The organism is Mesorhizobium sp. M0166 (assembly GCF_040322255.1).
In the GTDB taxonomy this organism is placed as follows: domain Bacteria; phylum Pseudomonadota; class Alphaproteobacteria; order Rhizobiales; family Rhizobiaceae; genus Mesorhizobium.
In genome coordinates, this window is record NZ_JAMYTD010000019.1 from 80,625 (window position 1) to 103,276 (window position 22,652).

The 22,652-nt window shown below is 64.6% G+C and carries 20 protein-coding genes and 1 pseudogene; 7 read left to right on the forward strand and 14 right to left on the reverse strand.

Features of this window, described 5'->3' with window-relative positions:
* Nucleotides 1-4: 4 nt before the first annotated feature.
* Entirely contained in the window at nt 5-1,423 is a 1,419-nt protein-coding gene (locus NKJ46_RS20790; protein WP_352667047.1) for an FAD-binding oxidoreductase, read from the reverse strand.
* Between the two features lie 119 nt (nt 1,424-1,542).
* On the opposite strand from NKJ46_RS20790, the gene NKJ46_RS20795 reads away from it, so the two are divergent.
* Both NKJ46_RS20795 and NKJ46_RS20800 read left to right on the forward strand, forming a co-directional pair.
* A complete protein-coding gene (locus NKJ46_RS20795; protein ID WP_352667049.1) occupies nt 1,543-2,028 on the forward strand; it encodes a thioesterase family protein in 486 nt (161 codons plus the stop codon).
* A 147-nt stretch (nt 2,029-2,175) separates the two neighbouring features.
* Complete coding sequence (locus NKJ46_RS20800) at nt 2,176-2,373, forward strand: hypothetical protein (protein WP_352466944.1); 198 nt, start codon at nt 2,176-2,178, stop codon at nt 2,371-2,373.
* A gap of 76 nt (nt 2,374-2,449) precedes the next feature.
* Here NKJ46_RS20800 and NKJ46_RS20805 read toward each other — a convergent pair whose 3' ends face one another.
* Nucleotides 2,450-2,929 carry an Lrp/AsnC family transcriptional regulator gene (locus NKJ46_RS20805; protein ID WP_352667142.1) on the reverse strand — a complete coding sequence of 160 codons (480 nt, stop codon included), beginning with the start codon at nt 2,927-2,929 and terminating at the stop codon, nt 2,450-2,452.
* A 90-nt stretch (nt 2,930-3,019) separates the two neighbouring features.
* Here NKJ46_RS20805 and NKJ46_RS20810 point away from each other — a divergent pair, with 90 nt between their 5' ends.
* Complete coding sequence (locus NKJ46_RS20810; protein WP_352667051.1) at nt 3,020-3,922, forward strand: EamA family transporter; 903 nt, start codon at nt 3,020-3,022, stop codon at nt 3,920-3,922.
* On the opposite strand, the gene NKJ46_RS20815 is transcribed toward NKJ46_RS20810, so the two are convergent.
* On the reverse strand, nt 3,923-4,822 hold the full coding sequence (locus NKJ46_RS20815; RefSeq protein ID WP_352667054.1) for a dienelactone hydrolase family protein: 900 nt from the start codon (nt 4,820-4,822) through the stop codon (nt 3,923-3,925).
* A 273-nt stretch (nt 4,823-5,095) separates the two neighbouring features.
* On the opposite strand from NKJ46_RS20815, the gene NKJ46_RS20820 reads away from it, so the two are divergent.
* Nucleotides 5,096-5,236 (forward strand): hypothetical protein, encoded by a 141-nt coding sequence (locus NKJ46_RS20820; RefSeq protein WP_352667057.1) that lies wholly within the window; start codon nt 5,096-5,098, stop codon nt 5,234-5,236.
* 9 nt (nt 5,237-5,245) lie between these two features.
* Entirely contained in the window at nt 5,246-5,677 is a 432-nt protein-coding gene (locus NKJ46_RS20825; protein WP_023676720.1) for a hypothetical protein, read from the forward strand.
* A gap of 10 nt (nt 5,678-5,687) precedes the next feature.
* On the opposite strand, the gene NKJ46_RS20830 is transcribed toward NKJ46_RS20825, so the two are convergent.
* Nucleotides 5,688-8,000 carry a glucose/quinate/shikimate family membrane-bound PQQ-dependent dehydrogenase gene (locus NKJ46_RS20830; protein ID WP_352667060.1) on the reverse strand — a complete coding sequence of 771 codons (2,313 nt, stop codon included), beginning with the start codon at nt 7,998-8,000 and terminating at the stop codon, nt 5,688-5,690.
* A gap of 253 nt (nt 8,001-8,253) precedes the next feature.
* Here NKJ46_RS20830 and NKJ46_RS20835 point away from each other — a divergent pair, with 253 nt between their 5' ends.
* A complete protein-coding gene (locus tag NKJ46_RS20835) occupies nt 8,254-10,956 on the forward strand; it encodes an ATP-dependent helicase (RefSeq protein WP_352667063.1) in 2,703 nt (900 codons plus the stop codon).
* A 12-nt stretch (nt 10,957-10,968) separates the two neighbouring features.
* Here NKJ46_RS20835 and NKJ46_RS20840 read toward each other — a convergent pair whose 3' ends face one another.
* From NKJ46_RS20840 to NKJ46_RS20860, 5 genes and pseudogenes are all read right to left on the reverse strand, one after another.
* Nucleotides 10,969-12,012, reverse strand: a complete 1,044-nt coding sequence (locus tag NKJ46_RS20840) for an ABC transporter permease (RefSeq protein ID WP_352667066.1) — start codon at nt 12,010-12,012, stop codon at nt 10,969-10,971.
* Nucleotides 12,009-12,800: an ATP-binding cassette domain-containing protein gene (locus tag NKJ46_RS20845; protein WP_292664859.1), complete on the reverse strand. Its 792-nt coding sequence runs from the start codon at nt 12,798-12,800 to the stop codon at nt 12,009-12,011. Before NKJ46_RS20845 ends, NKJ46_RS20840 begins: the two co-directional genes overlap by 4 nt.
* 83 nt (nt 12,801-12,883) lie before the next feature.
* Nucleotides 12,884-13,890: pseudogene (locus tag NKJ46_RS20850) on the reverse strand (substrate-binding domain-containing protein).
* A 105-nt stretch (nt 13,891-13,995) separates the two neighbouring features.
* Nucleotides 13,996-14,901, reverse strand: a complete 906-nt coding sequence (locus NKJ46_RS20855; protein WP_502903424.1) for a sugar phosphate isomerase/epimerase family protein — start codon at nt 14,899-14,901, stop codon at nt 13,996-13,998.
* Nucleotides 14,901-15,935: a Gfo/Idh/MocA family protein gene (locus tag NKJ46_RS20860; protein WP_352667073.1), complete on the reverse strand. Its 1,035-nt coding sequence runs from the start codon at nt 15,933-15,935 to the stop codon at nt 14,901-14,903. The genes NKJ46_RS20855 and NKJ46_RS20860 overlap by 1 nt, the downstream gene beginning before the upstream one ends.
* A 195-nt stretch (nt 15,936-16,130) precedes the next feature.
* Here NKJ46_RS20860 and NKJ46_RS20865 point away from each other — a divergent pair, with 195 nt between their 5' ends.
* The gene (locus tag NKJ46_RS20865; protein WP_352667075.1) at nt 16,131-17,156 is read left to right on the forward strand and encodes a LacI family DNA-binding transcriptional regulator; all 1,026 of its coding nucleotides are present in this window, start codon (nt 16,131-16,133) and stop codon (nt 17,154-17,156) included.
* Between the two features lie 10 nt (nt 17,157-17,166).
* Here the strand turns inward: NKJ46_RS20865 and NKJ46_RS20870 are convergent, their stop codons facing one another.
* The 5 genes from NKJ46_RS20870 to NKJ46_RS20890 are packed head-to-tail and all read right to left on the reverse strand — an operon-like array spanning nt 17,167 to nt 22,624.
* Complete coding sequence (locus tag NKJ46_RS20870; RefSeq protein WP_352667078.1) at nt 17,167-18,084, reverse strand: ribokinase; 918 nt, start codon at nt 18,082-18,084, stop codon at nt 17,167-17,169.
* 31 nt (nt 18,085-18,115) lie between these two features.
* Nucleotides 18,116-18,991 carry a MurR/RpiR family transcriptional regulator gene (locus NKJ46_RS20875; RefSeq protein WP_023721163.1) on the reverse strand — a complete coding sequence of 292 codons (876 nt, stop codon included), beginning with the start codon at nt 18,989-18,991 and terminating at the stop codon, nt 18,116-18,118.
* Nucleotides 18,988-19,965, reverse strand: a complete 978-nt coding sequence (locus NKJ46_RS20880; RefSeq protein ID WP_352667081.1) for an ABC transporter permease — start codon at nt 19,963-19,965, stop codon at nt 18,988-18,990. The genes NKJ46_RS20875 and NKJ46_RS20880 overlap by 4 nt, the downstream gene beginning before the upstream one ends.
* Nucleotides 19,966-19,981: 16 nt before the next feature.
* The gene (locus NKJ46_RS20885; protein ID WP_352667084.1) at nt 19,982-21,508 is read right to left on the reverse strand and encodes a sugar ABC transporter ATP-binding protein; all 1,527 of its coding nucleotides are present in this window, start codon (nt 21,506-21,508) and stop codon (nt 19,982-19,984) included.
* 57 nt (nt 21,509-21,565) lie between these two features.
* Nucleotides 21,566-22,624, reverse strand: coding sequence for a sugar ABC transporter substrate-binding protein (locus NKJ46_RS20890; protein ID WP_352667087.1), 1,059 nt, complete (start codon nt 22,622-22,624; stop codon nt 21,566-21,568).
* Nucleotides 22,625-22,652: the final 28 nt, after the last annotated feature.

Below are 22,652 nucleotides of genomic sequence, written 5' to 3' on the forward strand. Positions count from 1 at the left end.
GCCGTTATTCCCCGATTGCCGGCAATATCTTGCCCGGGTTCATGATGTTCAGTGGGTCGAGCGCCTGCTTGATCGTGCGCATGATGTCGACGCTATGGCCGAGCTCATGCCGCAGGAAGCCGATCTTGCCCTGCCCTATGCCATGCTCGCCGGTGCAGGTGCCGTCCATGGCGATGGCGCGCATATTCAGCCGCGCCACGAATTTTTCCGCCAGCGCGATCTCCTTCGGGGCGTCCACGTCCATCAGCACCAGCACATGGAAATTGCCGTCGCCGGCATGGCCGACGATCGGCGCGATCAGGCCCATCTCGGCGATATCCGCCTCGGTCTCGGTGACACATTCGGCAAAGCGCGAGATCGGCACGCAGACATCGGTGGAGAGGCCCTTGGCGCCTGGCCGCAGCGTCAGCGACGACCAGTAAGCGTCGTGCCTGGCTTTCCACAATTTCGTCCTCTCTTCGGCGACGCTGGTCCACAGGAACGGGCCGCCGCCATTTTCCTCGGCGATCATGCCGAAGGTCTCGGCCTGTTCGGCGACGCTGGCATCGCTGCCGTGGAACTCGACGAACAGGCAGGGGCTCTCCGGATAGTCGAGCTTCGAATAGGTCTTCATCGCCCGCATCTGCAGTGCGTTGACCAGTTCGATGCGCGCCACCGGAATGCCCATCTGGATGGTTGCGATCACTGCGTTGCACGCCGCCTCGAGGCTGGGAAACGGACAGACGCCGCCTGAAATCGCCTGCGGAATGCCCTGCAGCTTCAAGGTCAGCTGGGTGATGATGCCAAGCGTGCCTTCCGAGCCGATCAGCAGCCGCGTCAGATCATAGCCGGCCGAGCTTTTCTTGGCGCGCTTGCCGGTCGTCACTGCTTCGCCGTCGGCCATCACCGCCGTCAGCGACAGGACGTTCTCGCGCATCGTGCCGTAGCGCACCGCGTTGGTACCCGACGCACGCGTCGCAGCCATGCCGCCGAGCGAGGCGTTGGCGCCCGGATCGATCGGAAAGAACAGGCCGGTGTCGCGCAGGTGCCGGTTCAGATCCTCGCGCGTCACACCGGGCTCGATGGTGCAATCGAGATCCTGCGGATTGACCGCAATGATGCGGTTCATGCGTGACGTATCGAGTGAGATGCCGCCGCCCGGCGCATTGGTGTGGCCCTCCAGCGAAGAGCCGACGCCGAAGGCAATCACCGGCACGCGATGTGCCGCGCATGCGCGCACGATCTCCTGCACCTCCTCGGTCGTCTCGGCAAAGGCGACACCGTCCGGCGCCTGCGTCGGGATATAGGTCGTGGTGTGCGCGTGCTGGGCGCGGATCGCCTGGCCGGTCTGGAATCGCTCGCCGAGCCGCTGCTTGAGGATGCCGAGTACGGCGGCGATCCCTTCTTCATTGCGCTCGACCGGATTGAGGTCGCTTAGAGCCATCGATTCCTCCGCGAATGGACCAGCGTCCACCCTTGTTCTGCATCTAGGGATGCGTAGTCTCACCAACCACGCTCTGTCCAGTCCACGCTCATCCCGGCATGACGAGAAGGAAGTTTCCGATGCCCATTCCCGCCCCTTTCGTCTCTCGCGCCATGGACATCGAGGAGGCCTGGATCGACTACAACGGCCATCTCAACATGGCCTATTACAACGTGCTTTTCGACCGTTGTTCCGACGAAGCCTTCGAGATGATGGGGATGGGGCCGGATTATGTGAAAGAACGACGGCTGACCATCTACACCGCGGAGGTCCATGTCTGCTACGTCCAGGAACTGCATCTCGACCACAAGGTCACGGTCTCGTTCCAACTCCTCGACCATGACGAGAAGCGGCTGAGGGCCTATCAGGAAATCCGCCATCTCGACGGCTGGCTTGCCGCCACATCCGAAACGCTGTCGCTGCACGTCGACATGGCTGGCCCAAAGGTCGCACCCTTCCCCGCCGACGTCCTTGCCAAGGTGGAAGCGATGCGCGCCGCCCACACCGCGCTGCCGATGCCGGAGCGCGCCGGCCGCTCGATCGGTATTCGTCGTAAGCCGGCTTGAACCGCAGTCCGACCGCCGTTAACCTTACCGAGGTTTTAACGTGAACAAGCCGAATTGAGACGTTGAACGACTCAGCGCGGCGTTGGAAAACCATCCGCATCGAATTGCGATACGGGCGGCGGAGCAGCAGCGGTTCGGGGAACGTGCATGAAAACCGACATCAAGGTCGAGGCGGACAGGCTGGCGGCTGATCCACGCATCACCGACTATGATTTCTGGCGCTCGCTGAAGAACCTCAATAACGAGATCTTCCACATCGCCAACAACAACGAGCCGATCCCCTTCGCCATGATCCGCTGGCGCGCCATCCTGAAGCAGGCGCGGATTAAACGCGGCCACGCCTGAACGGTGCGGGAAGAAACAGACCGGCCGTCCGGTTTGCATTTCTGATGATGTGCTGGCTGACGAACGACCCCAACCCTCAAGGCAGCCGCTTCACCGCACCCAGCGGCGATCGCGGCACCACCGGCGACGACTGGATGATCGCCGTATTGGTCATCGCATGGGGAATGATCCGGTCGATCACCCGCTCGAGCTCGGCGACCGAGGCGACATGCGCCAGCGCGATGAAACAGTCTTCACCTGTGACCCGGTCGCATTGGGCGATTTCCGGCAGGTCGAGGATGATTTCGGCCACGACAGCCAGTTGCCCCGGCACCGGCCTGATGCGCAGCCATGCCGACAGCTCCATGCCAAGCGCGGCCGGATTGATGCGCACCGTATAGGCCTCGATCACGCCGCTTTCCTGCAGCCGCTTGATGCGCTCGGCGACGCTCGGCGCCGAGAGGCCGACCGATCGCGCCAGTTCGGCGGTGCTGGTGCGCGCATCCTTCTCCAGCAGGCGCAGGATTTTCAGGTCGGCCGTATCCAGATCGCTATTTTCATTTCGAAGGCGTTTCAGCGGAATACTCCTTGCTTTCGGAAAGCAAATAGCCGCAAAGACCGGCCATCATCCATATCAATGGCAAAAATCGCCTGCGATACTGATCCCATGCAAGATCGGACGCAAGGCCCGGCAGCAAGTCCGGCACTCGCCGGCCCCGCCTTTACCTTGGCAAACGCGGTCCCGCCGCATCTCTGGTTCGGCGTCAGCGCCGTGTTCCACTATCTCGGACCGGCCTTCGCGGTGCTGCTGTTCCCGCATGTCGGCGTGCTCGGCATGGCTTGGCTGCGCATCGCCACCGCTGCACTCGTCTTTGCCCCATTGACCCGGCCATGGGCGGTCTTCGCCCGCGCCGATCGCTCGACGCGATTGTTGCTTGTGCCTTTCGGCGTCTGCCTTGGGGTGATGAACTGCTCGTTTTACCTGGCGCTCGACCGGCTGCCGATCTCGCTGGTGGCGGCAATCGAATTCGTCGGCACTATCGGCGTCGCGCTTGTCGGCCTCAGAAGCCCGCGCAATCTCGCCGCCCTTGCCATCGCCGTCGCCGGCACCTTGCTGCTCATCGACGTCAAATGGTCGAGCGACCCGGTCGGCCTGTTCTGGGCCTTCCTCAACGGCGCGCTGTTCGTTGGCTATATCGTGCTCGGCCACCGCGTCGCGCGCGCCGGCGCCGGCGACGGCATCGCCGGGCTGGGTGCCGCCATGGCGGTCGCCCTTCTCGTCGTACTGCCGATCGGTTTTGCCGATGCACTGCCGGCTTTCTCGGCGCCGCCGCTGCTGCTTGCAGCGGTCGGCGTCGGCATCTGCTCGTCGGTCATTCCCTATGTTTGCGACCAGCTTGCCATGTCGCGGCTGCCGCGCTCCAGCTTCGCGCTGATGCTGTCTTTGCTGCCGGTCACCGCGACGTTGATCGGCGTCATTGTGCTGCGGCAGGTGCCGAGCCTCACCGACTGCATCGGCATCGCGCTGGTGGTGGCCGGCGTTGCATTTCACAAACCGGCGCCCGCCTGATCAGGCCAGCTTCTCCTTGAGGAAGGCGATCGTCCGGCCCCAGGCGAGATCGGCCGCCTTCTTGTCGTAGCGGGCCGCCGACGTGTCGTTGTTGAAGGCATGGTTGGCGCCTTCATAGACATAGACCGAGTATTCGACATGGGCCGCGTCGAGTTCCTTCTTGAAGGCGTCGATGCCGGCATTGGTGCGGGTGTCGAGGCCCGCATAATGCAGCATGAGCGCGGCCTTGATCTTCGGCACGTCCTGGGCCTTCGGCTGCATGCCGTAATAGGCGACGGCGGCGGCGAGGTCCGGCGCGTTGACGGCCAGCATGTTCACCGTGCCGCCGCCCCAGCAGAAGCCGACGGCGCCGACCTTGCCGTTGCCGTCCTTGTAGCCCTTGAGGTAGGCGACCGTTGCCACGGCATTGGCGGCGACCTGTGCTGGATCGAGCTGGGAAAACAGGTCACGTGCCCTGTTTTCATCGCCCGGCGTGCCGCCGAGGGGTGTCATGAAGTCCGGTGCAAGCGCTACGAACCCTTCCAGTGCAACGCGCCGCGCCACATCGCGAATATGCGGGTTGAGTCCCCGGTTTTCGTGCACGACGATGACGGTGCCCAGCTTGCCGGACTGACCCGCCGGCTTGACCAGATAGCCCTTCATCTCGCCACCGCTGCCCGGGTAGCTGATGTCTTCGCCTTTCACACGCGGATCGTCTTCCGCAACAATAGCCGCCTGGGCCGAGTTCGCCGCCAGCAGCGGCGCGATCGCGGCCGCTGCCGCACCCGATCCGGCAAGCCTGGTCAATTGCTCCATGAAGCGCCGCCGGTCGAGCGTCAGATGCGTGTATTCATCATAGGCATCGATCATCGCCTGAGTAATGACAGGCTCGGTGGCAGTGGGTCCGGCAGATGTTGTCATGGCGCGCTCCTCGTCGGCCCCCCGCGGCAACATAGAGCCGAAGCTTGCCTGGTCCAGTCACGGCTGAGTGAGGCTGCCAAAAGTCCCTGCACGAGGGCCGTGATGCCGCGCGCCGCAGTGTCATTAAATTTTGGTCCTTTGTGGCAATGCTAAATGCACGCACCACGATGTAAAAAGAAGTTACCGGGCTATGCCTCACTCGGGCCATTTGGCGAACTAGAATGGCCATTTGGCGGGAAAAGAATGTCTGATTGACGACGAAGGAATACGCCCATGACCTTTCCCTCCGCGCTTCTGGCAAGTGGGTTCGCACTCGCCGCTATGACTTTGCTGGCGCTGCGGTTCACCGCCTTCAAACGATCGTTGGTCAAGGTCCGCGCCAACCGGCACCCGCCCGCAAGCACCAAAGCCTGAGGAAAGATCATGGACGTTCAGGACATCATCAACACCGTCTCCCAGAAGTCCGGTCTCAACCAGGCTTTGACGGAAAAGATCGCCGGCACGATTTTCTCGGTGCTCGAACACGAGGCGGAAGGCACGACTCTGTCGAGCTTCTTCGCCAAGATCCCGGGAGCCGACGCCCTGGCCAAGCAGTATGATGTCATGGCTCCCGGCGCGGCCTCCGGTGGTGGTCTCCTGTCCTCGCTGGAGGGCGCGCTCGGCGGCGCTCTCGGCGAAAAGACCGGCGCGCTGATCAACGGCGTCGCCATACTCAAGGCATCAGGCCTCACGCTCGCACAAATCAGCCAGGCCGGCACGATGCTGGTCCAGCAGGCCGAGACAGCCGCCGGCCCGCAGCTGACCAGTGAGGTCCTTGCATCGGTACCCGACCTGAAAGGGCATCTCGGACTCTGAAGGAACTTCTCTATTTCGGCAGCGTATAGGCCATCACATAATCGCCCGGCTTGGTGCCGACCGAGCCGTGGCCGCCGGCAACGATGACGACGAACTGGCGTCCGTCGGCCACCGTGTAGGTCATCGGTGTCGACTGCCCGCCCGCCGGCAGCCGCGCCTGCCACAGCTGCTTGCCAGTCGTCAGGTCATAGGCGCGCACATAGTCGTCGACTGCCGCACCGAGGAAGGCGACGCCGCCGGCAGTGATCATCGGCCCGCCGATGCCGGGCACGCCGACCTTGAACGGCAGCGGCAGCGGCGTCATGTCGTAGACGGTGCCGTTGCGATGCTTGTAGACGATCTTGCCGGTCCGAAGATCGGCGCCCGCCACATAGCCCCAGGGCGGCGCCTGGCAGGGAATGCCGAGCGGCGACAGGAACGGCTTCAATATCACTGCGTAAGGCGCACCCTCATTGCGGTTCAGGCCCTGTTCGCTGCCCTTGGTGTCGCCAGGCGGCGGCACGTCGGCGCGCGGCACCAGCTTGGAGATGAACGCCAGGTATGTCGGCATGCCGAACATCACCTGCCGGACCGGATCGACTGCCACGCCGCCCCAGTTGAAGGTGCCGAAATTGCCGGGGTAGATCAGCGAGCCCTGCAGTGACGGCGGCGTATAGCGGCCCTCATAGCGCAGCTTCCGAAGCTCGATCCGGCAGGCCAGCTGGTCGAACATGGTGATGCCCCACATGTCGGCGCCGGTCAGCGGTTTCGGACTGAAGCTCAGGTCCGAGAGCGGCTGCGTCGGCGAGGTATGGTCGCCTTCGATCGCGCCGCCCGGCGCCGGTAGTTCCTTGACCGGAACGATCGGCTCGCCGCTGCGCCGGTCGAGCACATAAAGGTCACCCTGCTTGGTCGGCCCGACCAGCGCCGGCACCACGCCACTTTCCGTGGTGATGTCGACCAGCGTCGGCTGCGCCGGCACGTCCATGTCCCAGAGATCGTGATGCACGGTCTGTCGCACCCAGCGCAATTGTCCGCTGTTGAGATCGAGCGCGGTGATCGAAGAGGAGAATTTCTCGTCATTGGCGCTGCGCCCGGCGCCGAGCTGGTCCGGCGTCTTGTTGCCGAGCGGCACATAAAGCAGCCCGAGCTTCTCGTCGGCGCTCGCCGTCGACCACATGTTGGGCGAATTGTTGGTATAGGTTTGGCCCGGCGGCAGCGGCGTCGTCTGGTCAGGATTGCCGGAATCCCAGTTCCACAACAGCGCGCCGGTGTCGGCATCGTAGGCACGGATAACGCCGGACGGCTCCTGCGTCGAATAATTGTCGTTGACCGCGCCGCCGACGATGATCTTGTTGGCGACGATCAGCGGCGCCGAGGTCGAATAATAATAGCCCGGCTTCGGATATGGCATGTTGGCAAGCAGGTTCAGCGTGCCACCTTCGGCGAAAGTCGGGCAGACCTGGCCGTTCGCGGCATCGAGCGCGATCAGCCGGGCGTCGGACGTCGGCAGGTAGATGCGTGTGGCGCAGGGCTGGCCGGCGGCGATCTTGGCATCGGCATAGTAGGACACGCCGCGGCAGGTCTGGTGCTGACGGTCCTTGTTCAACTTGATCTTGGGATCGAAGCGCCATTTTTCCTTACCGCTCGCGGCATCGATGGCGATGGCGAAATTATGCGGCGTGCAAATATAGAGCGTGTCGGCAATCTTCAGCGGCGTCACCTGATAGGTCGTCTCGCCGATGTCGTCGGGCCCTTTCACGTCGCCGGTGCGATAGGTCCAGGCCGGCTGCAGATTGGCAACGTTTTCGGCGGTGATCTGGTCGAGCGGCGAATAGCGCTGGCCATATTGGGTACGACCGTAATAGTGCCATTCGCCGGCCGGCACGTTGCCGCCGAGATCGGCCGTCGGCGTCACCTTGTCGGTGTTGAGTTCACCCGCAATATCCTTTGGATCGGTCGTCATCGAATAGCCGGCGACCGCAAGCGAGGCCAGCACGGCGAGGATCAGCGGCGCGCGTCCGTCGGGACCGGTAAGCCCGCGCCGCGCCCATGGCGTCAACAGCCATAGCGCGACAAGCACGATGATGCCGCCGCGCGGGCCGAGCTCCCACCAGTCGAAGCCGATCTCCCAGACCGCCCAGGCGAGCGTGCCGAGCACGATCGCCGCGTAGAGCCACAGCGCCGTGGATCTGCGCCTATAGAGCAGCCAGGCGGCGACAAGGAAAGCTAGACCGACGATGACGTAATACCAGCTGCCGCCCAGTGTCACGAGCCAGATGCCGCCGCCGCCAACCGCCAGGCCGATGAGGAAAAGGATCAGGGAGGTGATGACCACAGCCAAGACGGTGCTCCTTCGACTGGTGCGCTCCGCGACGCGTCCATGGGCAACCCCGCATTGCGTTCCTGCCCCCACGCAACTTTCTCCGGCCCGCCTCCCCTGTCAAGCAAGCTCGACGTTTTACGGCGCCGGCCCTCGGCAAGCCCGGCCTTTTGGTTAGCGGACCCATTCCAGATTGTGAGTCTACCGACTGGACAGAGAACAAAACGGAGACACTTCTGGCCTTTCGCTGCCGAATCACTACATTCGGGGGGAGATGTCCGGCTTTTCGGAAGACATGCCCTTTTTTGACGAACCGAACGCGCGGCCCGTGGCCCCGTCGGGCATTGCCGCGCGCGCCATGGCTGCCCGCAGCAACCAGAACAACGCGCCCGATTATCTCAACGGCCTCAACCCCGAGCAGCGGCTGGCGGTGGAAACCACCGAAGGCCCGGTGCTGGTGCTGGCCGGCGCCGGCACCGGCAAGACGCGGGTGCTCACCACCCGCATTGCCCACATCCTTGCCACCGGCAAGGCCTTCCCCTCGCAGATCCTCGCCGTCACCTTCACCAACAAGGCGGCGCGCGAGATGAAGCAGCGCATCGGCCTGTTGATCGGCGACGGCAATGTCGAGGGCATGCCGTGGCTCGGCACCTTCCATTCGATCGGCGTCAAGCTGCTGCGCAGACATGCCGAGCTGGCTGGGCTCAAATCCGACTTCACCATTCTCGACACCGATGATGTCGTGCGGCTGATCAAGCAGCTCATCCAGGCCGAAGGACTGGATGACAAGCGCTGGCCGGCCAAGCAGTTCGCCCAGATGATCGACGGCTGGAAGAACAAGGGCCTCGGCCCCGCCGACATCCCCGAGGGCGATGCCCGTGCCTTCGCCAACGGCAAGGGCCGCGAGCTCTACAAGGCCTATCAGGAGCGGCTGAAAACGCTGAACGCCTGCGACTTCGGCGATCTGCTGTGCCACCCGATCCGCATCTTCCGCGCCAATCCGGACGTGCTGAAGGAATACCACAAGCGCTTCCGCTACATCCTCGTCGACGAATATCAGGACACCAACACCGCGCAGTACATGTGGCTGCGCCTGCTGGCACAGCGGCCTCAATCCTCCCCCCCTGAGGGGGAGGTGCCCGCGAAGCGGGCGGAGGGGGTTGCCGCAGAAGGCACCGCTGATGCGTCGAGCACTGCCGCACGGACCCCACCCGGCCGGGCTTTGCCCGGCCACCCTCCCCTCAAGGGGGAGGGAAATCCGCGGCCAGCCACCGTAAATATCTGCTGCGTTGGCGACGACGACCAGTCGATCTATGGCTGGCGCGGCGCCGAGGTCGACAACATCCTGCGCTTCGACAAGGATTTTCCCGGCGCCACCATCATCCGGCTGGAGCGCAACTACCGCTCGACCGCGCACATCCTCGGCACCGCGTCGCATCTCATCGCCCACAATGAGGGCCGCTTCGGCAAGACGCTGTTCACCGAAAAGATCGCCGAGGACGACGAGAAGGTGCATGTCCATGCCGCCTGGGATTCCGAAGAGGAGGCCCGCGCCGTCGGCGAGACCATCGAGTCCTACCAGCGCCAGAAGCATAATCTCAACGACATGGCGATCCTCGTCCGTGCGTCCTTCCAGATGCGCGAATTCGAGGACCGCTTCGTCACGCTCGGCCTCAACTACCGCGTCATCGGCGGCCCGCGTTTCTACGAGCGGCTCGAAATCCGCGACGCGCTGGCCTTCTTCCGCGTCGTCGCTCAAGGCGCCGACGACCTCGCCTTCGAGCGCATCGTCAACGTACCGAAGCGCGGCCTTGGCGAGGCCACCATCCGCCAGATCCACGACACCGCACGCGCCCTGCGCATCCCGATGCTGGAGGCGGCGGCAACACTCGCTGAGAGCGACGAGCTGAAGCCGAAGCCGCGCGCGGCACTGCGCGAGGTATCGGCCAATTTCGAGCGCTGGCAGAAAGCGCTGGAAACCACGCCGCACACCGAGCTCGCCGAGACCATTCTCGAGGAGAGCGGCTACACCGACATGTGGAAGAACGACCGCTCGGTCGAAGCGCCGGGGCGGCTGGAAAACCTCAAGGAGTTGATCCGCTCCATGGAGGAGTACGAATCGCTGCGCTCCTTCCTCGAACATGTCGCGCTGGTGATGGACGCCGAGCAGAACGCCGAGCTCGATGCCGTCAACATCATGACGCTGCATTCGGCCAAGGGCCTCGAATTCGAAACCGTGTTCCTGCCCGGCTGGGAGGAAGGCCTGTTCCCACACCAACGCTCGCTCGACGAGGGCGGCCGCTCAGGGCTGGAGGAGGAACGCCGCCTCGCCTATGTCGGCCTGACCCGCGCCAAGAAGAACCTGCACATCTGGTTCGTTTCCAACCGCCGCATCCACGGCCTCTGGCAATCGACCATCCCGTCGCGCTTTCTCGACGAGCTGCCGGAAGCCCATGTCGAAGTTTCCGAGAGCGGCAACTCCTATGGCGGCTATGGCAATGCCTATGGTGGCGGCTCGTTCGCCTCCGGTCGTGGCGGCCAAGGTGCAGGCAGGCAGAACCCCTATGGAGCATCGCGCTTCGACAACATAGGCGGCGATAACGGTGCTGAAAAATCCGGCGCTTTCTCCAGCACCTATGCGACACCGGGCTGGCAGCGCGCTCAGGCCAACCGCACCGAGGCGACCGACCGCAATTGGGGCACGCGCTCCGGCCACCAGGTCGAGCGCATCGGCTATGGCGAAACCGACTCCGGCTACGGCGCCGGCCGCACCTCGATCAAGGGCCGCACCATCGACGGCGAACTGGTCGCCAAATCCGTCGCCGACACGCCGTCCCCCTTCAATGTCGGCGACCGCGTCTTCCACCAGAAATTCGGCAACGGCAACATCTCGGCAATCGAAGGCAACAAGCTTACCATCGACTTCGACAAAGCCGGCCAGAAACGCGTGCTGGACGGGTTTGTCACGGGAGTTTGAGGTCGCCTGTCGTTAGCGATACCGCGCCTGGTTCCACTTATGGCCAAGCAGCGACAAGATGATGATTAGCCCGTTGAAGAACTGGACGTAGAAGCCGCTCAGTCCCGCCGCGACGACGCCGGTCTGGATGAAGGAGACGGTGACCGCGCCGATCGCACCGCCGACGACGGTGCCGATGCCGCCCCAGGTCGGGGTGCCGCCGACGAACACCGATGCCAGCACCGGCAAGAGATAGCCGTCGCCGGCCGTCGGCCACCAGGTGAAGTTGATCATCACCGAGAACGTGCCGGCGATCGCCGCGCCGATGCCGACGAAGACGAACACCTTCACCCTGACGCGCTTGACGTCGATGCCCATCTGCTGGGCGCTGTCGGGATTGTCGCCGACCACCTTGACCTGGGCACCGAAGCGATGGCGGTTGTAGAGCAGCGCCGACAGCACGACGAAGCCGATGGCCCAGAAGATCTGCACCGGAATGCCGTAAAGCTGGCTGGAGAAGATCTTGTAGGCCCAGCTGTCGGCAAGGCCGGTCAGCGCCGTCGACCTGCCCTCGTTGATGATCTGGATCAGGCCGCGCAGCAGGAAATTCATGCCGAGCGTGGCGATCAGCGACGACAGCCCCCCATAGACGACCAGCGAGCCGACCAGGAAGCCGAGCAGCATGCCGGTGACCATTGCCGCGGCGATGCCGACGAACGGGTCGTAGCCGGCCCGCACGACCAGCGCAAACACCCAAGAGGCGAAGCCCATCGTTGCCGGAAACGACAGGTCGATCTCGCCGCAGGTGACGACGAAAACCAGCGGCACCACCACGAACAGCGCCACAGGCAACGTGGTCAGCACGGAACTATAGAGATACCAGCTGGTGAAGACCGTCGGATTGGCGATCATGAACACCGCCATCATCACGATGAACACCGCAAGCGTGCCGAGTGCGGCGCGGTTGTCGAGGACAAAGCCGCGCATCCAGTGATCGGACGGGTGTTTCCATGCCTTCGGGGCGGCTTCGCTGCTGCCGAGAGGGGTTTGCAGATCGGGCTCCATTGTCTTGCTCATCGCGTTGCCTGCTCCCCGGCGTCGTGCAATCCCGCCAGTCCGCCGGGGTGTGCCACGTCTTCCATGAAATTGATGAGGTCTTCGGCCGACTTGACCTCGCTCCGGTCGGCGCTGAGCGCGACCTTGCCGCGATCGAGCACGACGAAGCGGTCGGCGATATCGAAGACGTGGTGGATATTGTGGCCGATGAACAGGATCGACCGGCCGCTCGCCCGCACCTGGCGCACAAAATGAAAAACCTTCGCCGTTTCGGTCAGCGACAGCGCCGTCGTCGGCTCGTCGAGGACGATCAGGTCGGCCTTCTTGTAGATGGCGCGGGCGATTGCCACGCCCTGGCGTTCGCCGCCCGACAGCTGGCCGACGATCGACTGCGGCGTGAACACCTTCGAGGTGAAGCCGATCTCGCGCATCAGCCGGCTCGCCTCCGCGATCTCCTTGTTGACCTTCAGCCAGCCAAGCCAGCCGGTGAGCTCGCGGCCCATGAAGATGTTGCGCACGATCGTCTGCTGCACGGCGAGCGCCCGGTCCTGGAACACCGTTTCGATGCCGGCGTCGCGCGAGCGCGCGGCGCTCCACCCGGTCACCGGTTTGCCGCGAATGAGGATTTCGCCGCTGGTCGGCTTGACCACGCCGGAAAGGATCTTGATCAGCGTCGACTTGCCGGCGCCGTTGTCGCCGATCAGGCCGACCACCTCGCCGCGGTCGACGCTGAGATTGACCCCACCAAGCGCATAGACCTGGCCGTAGGACTTGCTGATGTCACGCAGTTCGATGAGGCGTTCGGCCATGGCGGTCCTCGCTTGATTTCGTGCCGGCGTCTTCGCCAGCGGCCCCGCCGGCCGGGCTAAATCCCGGCCGACGGCTTAAGAGGTCAGCGCAGCGCCTGCTTGGCCAGCTCGGCGACAATCTCGTAATTCTGCGGCGTGACGAAGCCGGCGCCGGTGTCGACGTTCATTGGCGCCAAACCCAGCACCACTTGCTGGCAGAGGCTGAGGATCGGCAGATAGCCCTGCAGGAACGGCTGCTGGTCGGCCGTCAGCTGCACCCAGCCGCCCTTGAAGCCCTCGACAATCTGCGGGCTGGTGTCGAAACCAAAGTTGAAGATGTCGCCCGGCTTCCTGCCCGCCGCCTGCATGTAGGTCGGCACATTGCCCAGCAGCTGCCCGCCGGGATAGCCGACCGCCTTGACGTCGGGATTGTTGAGCAGTGCTGCCGTGATCACCGGAATGGCCAGATTGGGGTCGGCTGCCCACTCGGTTTGAGAATTGATTTGAACGACGTCGATGCCGGCCTCTTTCAGTGCGGCGACCGTGCCGCGTTCGCGCGCGCCGCGGCTCTCGTTCTCGAACGGGCCGATCATGATCGCCTTGTCGCCGGCCTTGAGCCCGGCCAGCTTGAACGCCTCGGCGCCGAGCGCGCGGCCCTGCTGCTCCTGCTGGGCGCCGACATAGCCGCCGCCGAACGCCGCCGTGACCGTCGGCACCGGCACGTTCTGGTACATCATCTGATGCCGTCCTTGTGCGCCTGTTCGGCCAGCGGCATGATCGCGGCGTCGCCTGGGTGGCCCATCATGGCGATGCCTTGGGGCTTGACCGCAACAGCCTCGCGCAACTGCTGGACCATCTTCTCCACGTCCCACCCAGAGAAGATATAGTCGACCTTGGGCCCGAGATCGGCGGCCGCCTGCTTGGCACCATTATAGACGATGGTGCCGAACGCATCGCCCTCCGCCCCGCCGGCGAAGAAACGGATATGGACATCCTTACACCATTGCGCATCGAGCGCCTGCGCTGGCAAGGTCGAGAGTGTGGCGGCGAGCGCCATCGCGGCCGCCGCGACGGTCGAGCGCAGAACTGTCCTTCTCATCGTAATGCTCATGCACTTATCCTCCCTTTATTCCCTCGCTAGCCGAGGGGTTTCGACGATCGCTTCGGCATTGCGCCGTAATCTTTCGCTGGCCGGCACCTCCCGCCGGCCGACTTCTCACACCGGGTTCGGCAGATAGCTCGCGCCTCCCCGGCATTGTTGGAGATAATCCAGCGCACGCGCCTGCCCGGTGATCTCGAGATCGCCGCGGTAGACCGGGTCGTGCCAGCCCTCGATGTCGATGGCACCTTTGTAGCCGACCAGCCGCAGCTCGCTGATCACCCGCGTCCAGTCGCTGTCGCCGAAGCCAGGCGTGCGCATCTGAACGAACGGCAGGCGGCCGAACACGCCATGTTCACGGATCACGTCCCAGCGCACTGTCGCGTCTTTGCCGTGGACGTGGAAGATGCGCGGCGCCCATTTGCGGATCTGCGGGATCGGGTCGATCAGGTAGACCAGCTGGTGGCAGGGCTCCCACTCCAGACCGAGATTGTCGTCCGGCAATTCATTGAACATCAGCTCCCAGGCGTCTGGATTATGGGCGATGTTCCAGTCGCCGCTGGCCCAGTTGCCGTCCATCGCGCAGTTCTCGAAGGCTATGCGCACGCCCTTGTCTGCGGCACGCTTTGCCAGCTTCCCCCAGACCTCGCGGAAGCGCGGCAGGCTGTCGGGCAGCGGTTTGCCGCGAATGCGGCCGGTAAAGCCGCTGACCATGTTGGTGCCGAACAGATGCGCGTTGTCGATGATCGTTTCCCACGCCTGGAGCACGCCGCGATCGACTTCACCGCTCTCCAGCGGATTGCCGAACACGCCGATCGACGAGATGACGACATCGGCATCGCCGATCGCCTCGCGGAGCTCGCCTGCCAGCCTTGGAATGTCCTTGCCGCCCAGCGTCTGCCAGAAGAACGGCTGGATGCTCTCGAAGCCGAGCGGCAGAATCTGCCTGACATAGGCGGCCGGGTCGTCGAGATTGGCCCGCACCATTGTGCCGATCCTGATGTCGAGCAGCGGGTTTGGCATCATGATCCTTCCTGTGCAGCGATGGCGACCCGGCGCCCAGTTTCGGCGCTCTCGATCGCCGCGAAAACCATGGCCAGGCTCTTGATGTTGTCGGCGCCGCGCGTCTCCGGCTCGGTGCCGGTTTCGACGGCGCGGACGAAATCCTGGATGATGCCGAGATGGCCGCCGACGCGATCGGCCGGGTCAAGCGGCGGCACGGCTATCGGTTCGGTACGGTCGAACAGGCCTTCACGGACCGGCCGCACGACTTCCGCCTTCAGCCCGTCCTCGCCGTCCCAGACAATGCTGCCGCGCTCGGCGACGATGCGCCATGTACTGTCCCAGCTGGTACGGAAGCCGGCCGCGCACCAGCTGCCGGCATAGGTGAACAGCTTGCCGCCGCCGAGGTCGAAACTTGCGGCTGCCGACGACCCTTGCCGATACCAGGAATTGGCCGGCTCCCACTCCTGGCAATAGACGCCGGCCGGTTCGCCGGCCACCATGTAGCGGGCGGCATCGAATGTGTGGATCGCCATATCGAGCAGCAGCACATGGCGCATCTCTTCGCGAAAACCGCCGAAATGCGGCGCTACGAAGAACTCGGCGTGGATGCTGGTCGCAGCACCAATGACGCCGGAATCGAGAAAGCGCCGGATGCGCCTGACATTGGCGACATAGCGGCGGTTCTGCACGACGGCATGGATACGCCCGGCGCTGCGGGCGGCCTCGACAATGGCACGCGCATTATCCGGGCTGTCGGCCAGCGGCTTTTCGGTCAAGAGATGGCAATGGTGGGCAAAGGCGGAAAGCGCGACCTCGCGGCGGGCGGCGGGCACCACCACGTCGAATACCGCGTCGGGCCTGGTCTGGTCGAGCACGGCGTCGAGGTCGGTTCCGATAACGGCGCTCGAAAGCTCGTATTCGCGCGCCCTCGCCCGCGCCCTTTCGGCGTCGAGATCGACCAGGGCGACAATGGTGAGCCCGTCGATCTGCCTGGCCGCATCGAGCCAGGCCTTGCTCATCGCGCCGCAGCCGACCAGGACGACATTGATCATCCAGCACTCCTCCCTCTCGGCCCCTCCAGACCGATCGTCACGGCATTCACGGCAGGACCGTAAACCTTTTTCCGTAAACGTTTACGAGAACACACCCGATGGCGTACAATGTCAATTAGCCGGTGCGAAAAATTGTCCTGCCGCCTTGGCCCGGAGAGCTGCCGGTGCTAGCCAAGCAAGGGGGAGAACTGTCCTTTGGCGTCCAGCATTCACGACCTTGCACGTCACCTGAACATTTCGATCGGCACGGTGTCGCGCGCGCTCAACGGCCGCGCCGACGTCAATGCCGACACACGCCAGCGCGTGCTCGATGCGGCCAAGAAGCTGAATTATTCGCCGAACCAGTCCGGCCGCAGCCTGCGGCGCGGCGCCACCCATTCGGTCGCCTTCATGCTGCAGCCGCATCCGGGCGACCAGGAATATGGCGAGCCGTTCTTCATTCCGTTCCTGACCGGGCTGCAGGCCAAGCTCGCCGAAAGCGGGCTCGACCTGATCGTCGTGATGGGCGCGCCGGGCGACTATCAGCAGGAGCGCCTGCGCCGTGTCGTCGAGACGCGGCGGGCGGATGCGGTGGTGCTGGCCTGGACGCGGCGCGAGGACGAGCGCATCGACTATTTGACCCAGGCCGGTTTCCCGTTCGCGACGCTCGGCCGCAGCCGCTCCGGCGGCGATTCCTATCCCTCGCTCGACCTCGATTTCGAAAAAGCCGGGGCTGACGCGGTCGATCGCCTCGTCGCACGCGGCCACCGCCGCATCGCGGCCATCCGCCCGTCGCTCGACCTCAATTTCGGCTATCTGTTCCTCGCTGGCTATCGCAAGGCGCTGCGGCGGCATGGCATCGAATTCGACCCCGAACTGATCGCTGACGGCTTCATCAACGAGGCCGGCGGCTACGCGGTGACGCCGAAGGTCATGCGCTCCAAGGACCCGCCGACCGCCATCATCTTCAACAACGATGCGATGGCGCTTGGCGGCTGCAAGGCTCTGGCCGAGGCGGGCATCAGGCCCGGCCACGACATCGCAGTGATCGTCATCGTCGACACGCCGCTCTGCCGCTATTTTTCGCCGGCGCTGACCGGCTTCCGCCCGGCGCTTGAGCCGATGGGCGAGCGGCTGGCCGAAATGCTGCTGGCATCGATCCCGGCTTACGCCGGCGCCGAAGGCGCCCGCATCACCCGCGAGGTCTGGCCGCTGGAGCTTGTCGCGCGCGACAGCGACTGAATCGCGAAGGTCACTGAGCAGGCTGAGGTCGGTCAAGCCGGCCGCGCTCGCGCTCCGGCGTTGCGACCAGCGAGGCAGCGGCGGCATTGGCGGCGGCAAGTGCCGCTTCGACAGGCTCTCCACGCGCAAGCCCCGCCGCAAAGGCGCCGACGAATTCATCGCCGGCACCGTGGGTGCTGACCACCTTCACTGGCATCGCCGACAAGGCGAACGCCAGGCCATTGCAGTCGCGATAGGCGACCCCCTCCCCACCTGCCGTGACAATCGCAGCCGGATAGGAACCGACGAGCATACCGGCCGCCTTCGCCGCACCCTCGAGCGTGTCGACGACAGGAACGCCGGCCAGGAACTCCGCCTCGATGGCGTTGACGATGACGATGTCGGTCAACGCGATCAGTTCGGCTGACAGCTTTCGCGCCGGCGCCGCGTTGAGGACGACGCGGCCGCCATGCGCCTTCACCGCCCGCGCCGCGACAATGTTGGCGGCGTCCGTCACCTCGTTCTGCAGCAGCAGCACCGTCGTTTGCGCGATCAGCTCACCCGCCTCCGCAATCTCCTTTTCGCCGAGAGTGAGATTGCTGCCCGAGACGATCACCGCGCCATAGTCGCCGCTGGCGTCGAAGATCGCCACGCTCATGCCCGAGCCGGCGCCGGGAGCCACTCCCACGAAGCGCCGGTCAACGTCGTTGCGATCGAGATTGTCGAGAAGCGCCCGGCCGAAATCGTCATCGCCGACAGCACCGATCATTGCCGCACGCACACCGGCCCGCGCTGCCGACACCGCCTGGTTGCCGCCCTTGCCGCCGCATTTTGGATGCCAGGCATGGCCGGTCACCGTTTCGCCCTTGCGTGGGCGATCGGGGGCTTCGACCATGATATCGTAATGCAGGCTGCCGAATACGGTCACCAGCGGCGGGGAAGCCGTCATGTGCCCCAGACCTTCATGAGCCGCTTGCCTTTCATGAGTTCTTATCTTTCCGTTTCGACGTCACCGCAGACATGGTGCGGCCGAGATTGCGCTCCGCCGCCTGGTAGTCGCGTTGCGCGACCGCGACGAACAGCGCGTCGAGAATGTTGAGCTGGGCAATGCGCGCCGCTGCGTTCTCACCCATCAACGGCGAGCCTTGCGCGGTCGAGCAGAGCACGATGTCGGCCACGGCTGCCAATGGCGAGTTGTCATAGTTGGTGATAGCCAGCGTGCGCGCGCCGCTTTTGCGCGCAAGTTGGATGGCGTCGATGACGGCGCTCGTGTTGCCGGAATGCGAGAAGCCGACAGCAATGTCGTCGGCGCCGAGCAGCGAGGCCGACATTAGCATCATGTGCGAATCGTCGTAGACAGAGGTGCGGATGCCGATGCGCAGGAATTTGTGCGAAACGTCGCGTGCGATCTGCGCCGAGCCGCCGACGCCGTAGAAATCGCGATTCCTGGCGCGGTAAAGCAGATCGGCTGCACGGTCGAAATCGTCCATGTCGAGAATGGCCAGCGTCTCCTCCAGCGCCTGGATGGAGGTGCGGAACACCTTCTGCACGATCTCGGCTGAACTGTCGTCCACCGACAGCTCCTGATGCATCTCGGCGGTCGGCAGGCGGCTGTACTCATAAACGGCGGTGCGAAAATCGCGATAGCCGGAGAAGCCGAGCTTCTTGGCGATCTTGACCACCATCGCCTCCGACACACCGGCCTCCTCGGCGATCTGCTTGAGCGGTATGGTCTCGTCGAAGCCGCGCCGTCCGAAGACGGTTTCAACCACCTTCGCCTCGAGCGGCGTCAGATGCGGCATCATCATGCGGATGCGCGGTCCTACTGCTTTCAGGTCCAGGCCGGTCAAGGTCATCCACGTCCCCTCGTCACGCGATCGATAAGCATCGCGGCGAGGATTATAAGGCCAGTTGCCAAGAGCTGATAGAAGGACTGCACGTTCATCAGCGTCAGGCCGTTGCGCATGCTGCCGAGGATGACGGCACCCAGGATCGTGCCGACTACGCTGCCCTTGCCGCCCATCAGCGAAGCACCGCCGATCGCCGCCGCTGCTATGGCGTCGAGCTCCCAGAGATTGCCCAGAATGGGTTCGGCCGCACCCAGCCGGCCGATCAGGACCTGCGCTGCAAGCGCTGCCAGCAGGCCCGAGATCATATAGGCGGCGATCTTGGTGCGGGCGATCGGCACGCCGGCTATGTAGGCCGCCTCCTCATTGCCGCCGACGGCGAGCAGATATTCGCCGAACGGCGTCTTCTTGAGGATGATCCAGGCAATCAGCGCGACCACGGCCACGATGATGACCGCCAACGGCAATCCGAACAGCGAGCCGTTGAAGATGGCGCGAAAGCCGGCAGGCAGGCCGAGCACCGGATTGCCGCCGGTATAGATCAGCGCCAGCGCCCGGTAGGTGCTCAGCGTGCCGAGCGTGACGATGAAAGGCTGCAGCCCGACATAGGCGACCAGCACGCCGTTGAGCAGTCCGCAGGCAAGGCCGATGGCGAAGCCGGCGGCGATGGCCAGCGGAAACGGCACGCCGGCAACCAGCATCGAGGCCGAGATGACGGCCGAAAGGGCTGCCGTCGGCCCGACGGACAGGTCGATGCCGCCCGAGATGATCACCAGCGTCATGCCCAACGCCAGGCAGGCATTGATGCTCGACTGCTGCAGGATGTTGATCAGGTTACGCTCGGCAAAAAAGCCGGGGACCAGCGCCCCGAAGACGGCAAGGATCACCACCAGGCCGATCAGCGTGCCGGCGTCGCGCACGGAAAACCGGTGCAGGAAATCTGCCCTTGGGCGCGCTGCTGTGTGTTGCGTTATATCGGTCATCCGCTGGTCCTGTCCGTTATGCACCGGCCCGATGGCCTTGCGCCTTGCCGGCCTCAATCTCCGTTTGGGGTATGGCGTGCGCGGCGATCACGTGTTCGCTGAGACTTGCGCGGCCCAGTTCGGCGGCGACCGTGCCGTCGCGCATGACCAGCACGCGGTCGGCGAGCCGGATCACCTCGGGGAGTTCGGACGACACGACGATTACCGAATGGCCTTCGGCGGCGAGTTCCTCGATCAGGTGGTAGATCTCCGCCTTGGCCCCGACATCGATGCCGCGCGTCGGCTCGTCGAACAGAAGGATTCGCGTTCCCGCCGCCAGCCAGCGGCCGATGATCGCCTTCTGCTGGTTGCCGCCGCTGAATAGGCGGATCGGCCGGTCGAGCAGGAACGGTCTGAGATTGACGCGTTTCATCTTCTCGGCTGCCACGCGCTTCAGCCTGATGTGATCGATGACGCCGCGCGGCGCGAACACGCCCATCGACGCCAGCGCCATGTTGCTGGAGATCGACCGCAACGGCACGATGCCTTCGCGCTTGCGCTCCTCCGGCACCAGGCCAATGCCGGCCGCAATCGCGTCGCGCGGACTGGAAAGCTTTACCGCCTTGCCGTCGATCTCTATCGCGCCTGATGAGGCCCGGTCGGCACCGGCGAGCAGCCGCAGCAGTTCGGTGCGGCCCGACCCGACCAGGCCGGCAATGCCCAACACCTCGCCGCGATGCAGCTCGAACGAAACGTCATGGACCTTGGTCGCCGAGGCAAGGCCACGCACACTCAGCCTGATCTCGGCGGAAGCATGCGAGCGGTGCTGTTCCTGGGCAAGCTCGCGGCCGACCATCATCGAAACGACGGCCTTTTCCGAGACCTGTGCGATATCGACGGACCCGACCACGGCGCCGTCGCGCATGATGGTGGCGCGCTGGCAGATGCCGAACACCTCGTCCAGCTTGTGCGAGACATAAACGACGGCGACACCGCCGCGCGCCAGACCGGCAATCACCTCGGCCAGTCGTTCGAACTCGCTCGGCGTGAGGCTCGACGTCGGCTCGTCCATCGCCACGATTCTGGCGCGGTCGAGCAGCGCCCGGCCGATCTCGACGATCTGCCGCTGCGCCACCTTCAGGCTGCCCAGCGGGGCTGCCGGATCGATGGTCGGGTCGATGGCGGCCAGCGCTTCCGCAGCACGGCGTTCCTGCTCGCGCCGTGCGACGAAGACGCCGCCGCGCGTCAGCGGATGGCCGAGAAACATGTTCTGCGCGACGCTGAGACGTGGCACCTGCTGTAATTCCTGATGGATCATCGCCACACCGGCGGCGCGCGCCGCGACCGGGGTGTTCAGCATGGCCGGCTTTCCGTCGATGAGCACGCGTCCCGCTGTCGGCCGGTAGACGCCTGACAGGATGCGCAGCAGCGTCGACTTGCCGGCACCGTTTTCGCCAAGCAGGCCATGGATTTCGCCGGCGCCGACCGAAAAGGACACATCGCTCAGCGCCCGTACGGCCGGAAACAGCTTGGAAATGCTCTCGAATTGCAGCCGCGCTGGCATTGCTTCAGTTCTCCAGGCAAGGGTGCCGACCCAAGGCCGGCACCCGCCGCCCCTGCTCTATTGGCCCACTGCCGCGTCCTCGAGCAGCGCCTTGCGCACGGAATCGCCACCGCCTGAGTAACGGTCGGCATTGTCCTTGGTGATCAGCGCCTGCGGCGTGGCGACGACGCGCGGCAGCTTCTGCCCGGCCACCAGCCGCAGCGCCGATTCCAGCGCCACCTCGCCGGTCAGCACCGGGAAAGAATCGACGGTACCGGTCAGCTCGCCGGCGCGGATCGAGGCATAAGCGTCGGAAATCCCGTCGGTGCCGAAGACGGCGACTTTGTCCTGCAGGCCGGCGGCCTTGACCGCTTCGACGATGCCCAGCGCCATGCCGTCATTGTTGGCATAGAAGCCGATCAGGTCGGGGTGCTGCTGCAGGATGTTGGTGGCCGCGTCGTAGGAGGTCTGGCGATCCCAGTTGCCGGGGACGCTGGCGACGACCTCGAATTTGCCAGCCTCGGTGATGGTGGTCTTGAAGCCGTCGGTGCGCTGGACGGCGGCGTAGACGCCGGCCTGGCCTTCGACGATGGCAACCTTGCCGCCATCCGGCCGATTCTTGATGAACCATTTGGCGACGCGCACGCCGTTGTCGCGCTGGACATTGCCGACATAGTGCTCGGCCTGCGGGATGACCGCGTCATTGACGTTAACCACCGGCACATTGGCTGCCTTGGCCTGTTCCATGATCGGCTGCAAGTTGGAGTCGGTCTGCGGCGAGACGAGAAGCACGTTGTAGCCTTGCGTGACCAGGCCTTCGGCGATGGTGAGCTGCCCGAGCTGGTCGCCCTCGCTTTGCGCCGCTTGGTAGACGACGGGCACGCCGGTGCGGTCGCCGAACGACTTGTAGCCCTCTCCCAGCGAGCGCCAGTATTCGTTGGTCAGCGTCTTGGAGACCGCACCCGCCTTGGTGCCCTCGGGCAGCTTGGGGAAAGCCCCGAACTTGGCCTCGAGCTGCGACCAGTCGATGCGATCCTTCTCGGTGTCGGAATTGAGCGGCGCGAGGTCCGCGGAAAACGACGACCCTATGGACAGCGCCATCAGTGCAGCGGTAGCGGTGGCAAGCAGAAATTTCATGGTCTTTCCTCCCTTGTTGAAAACAGTG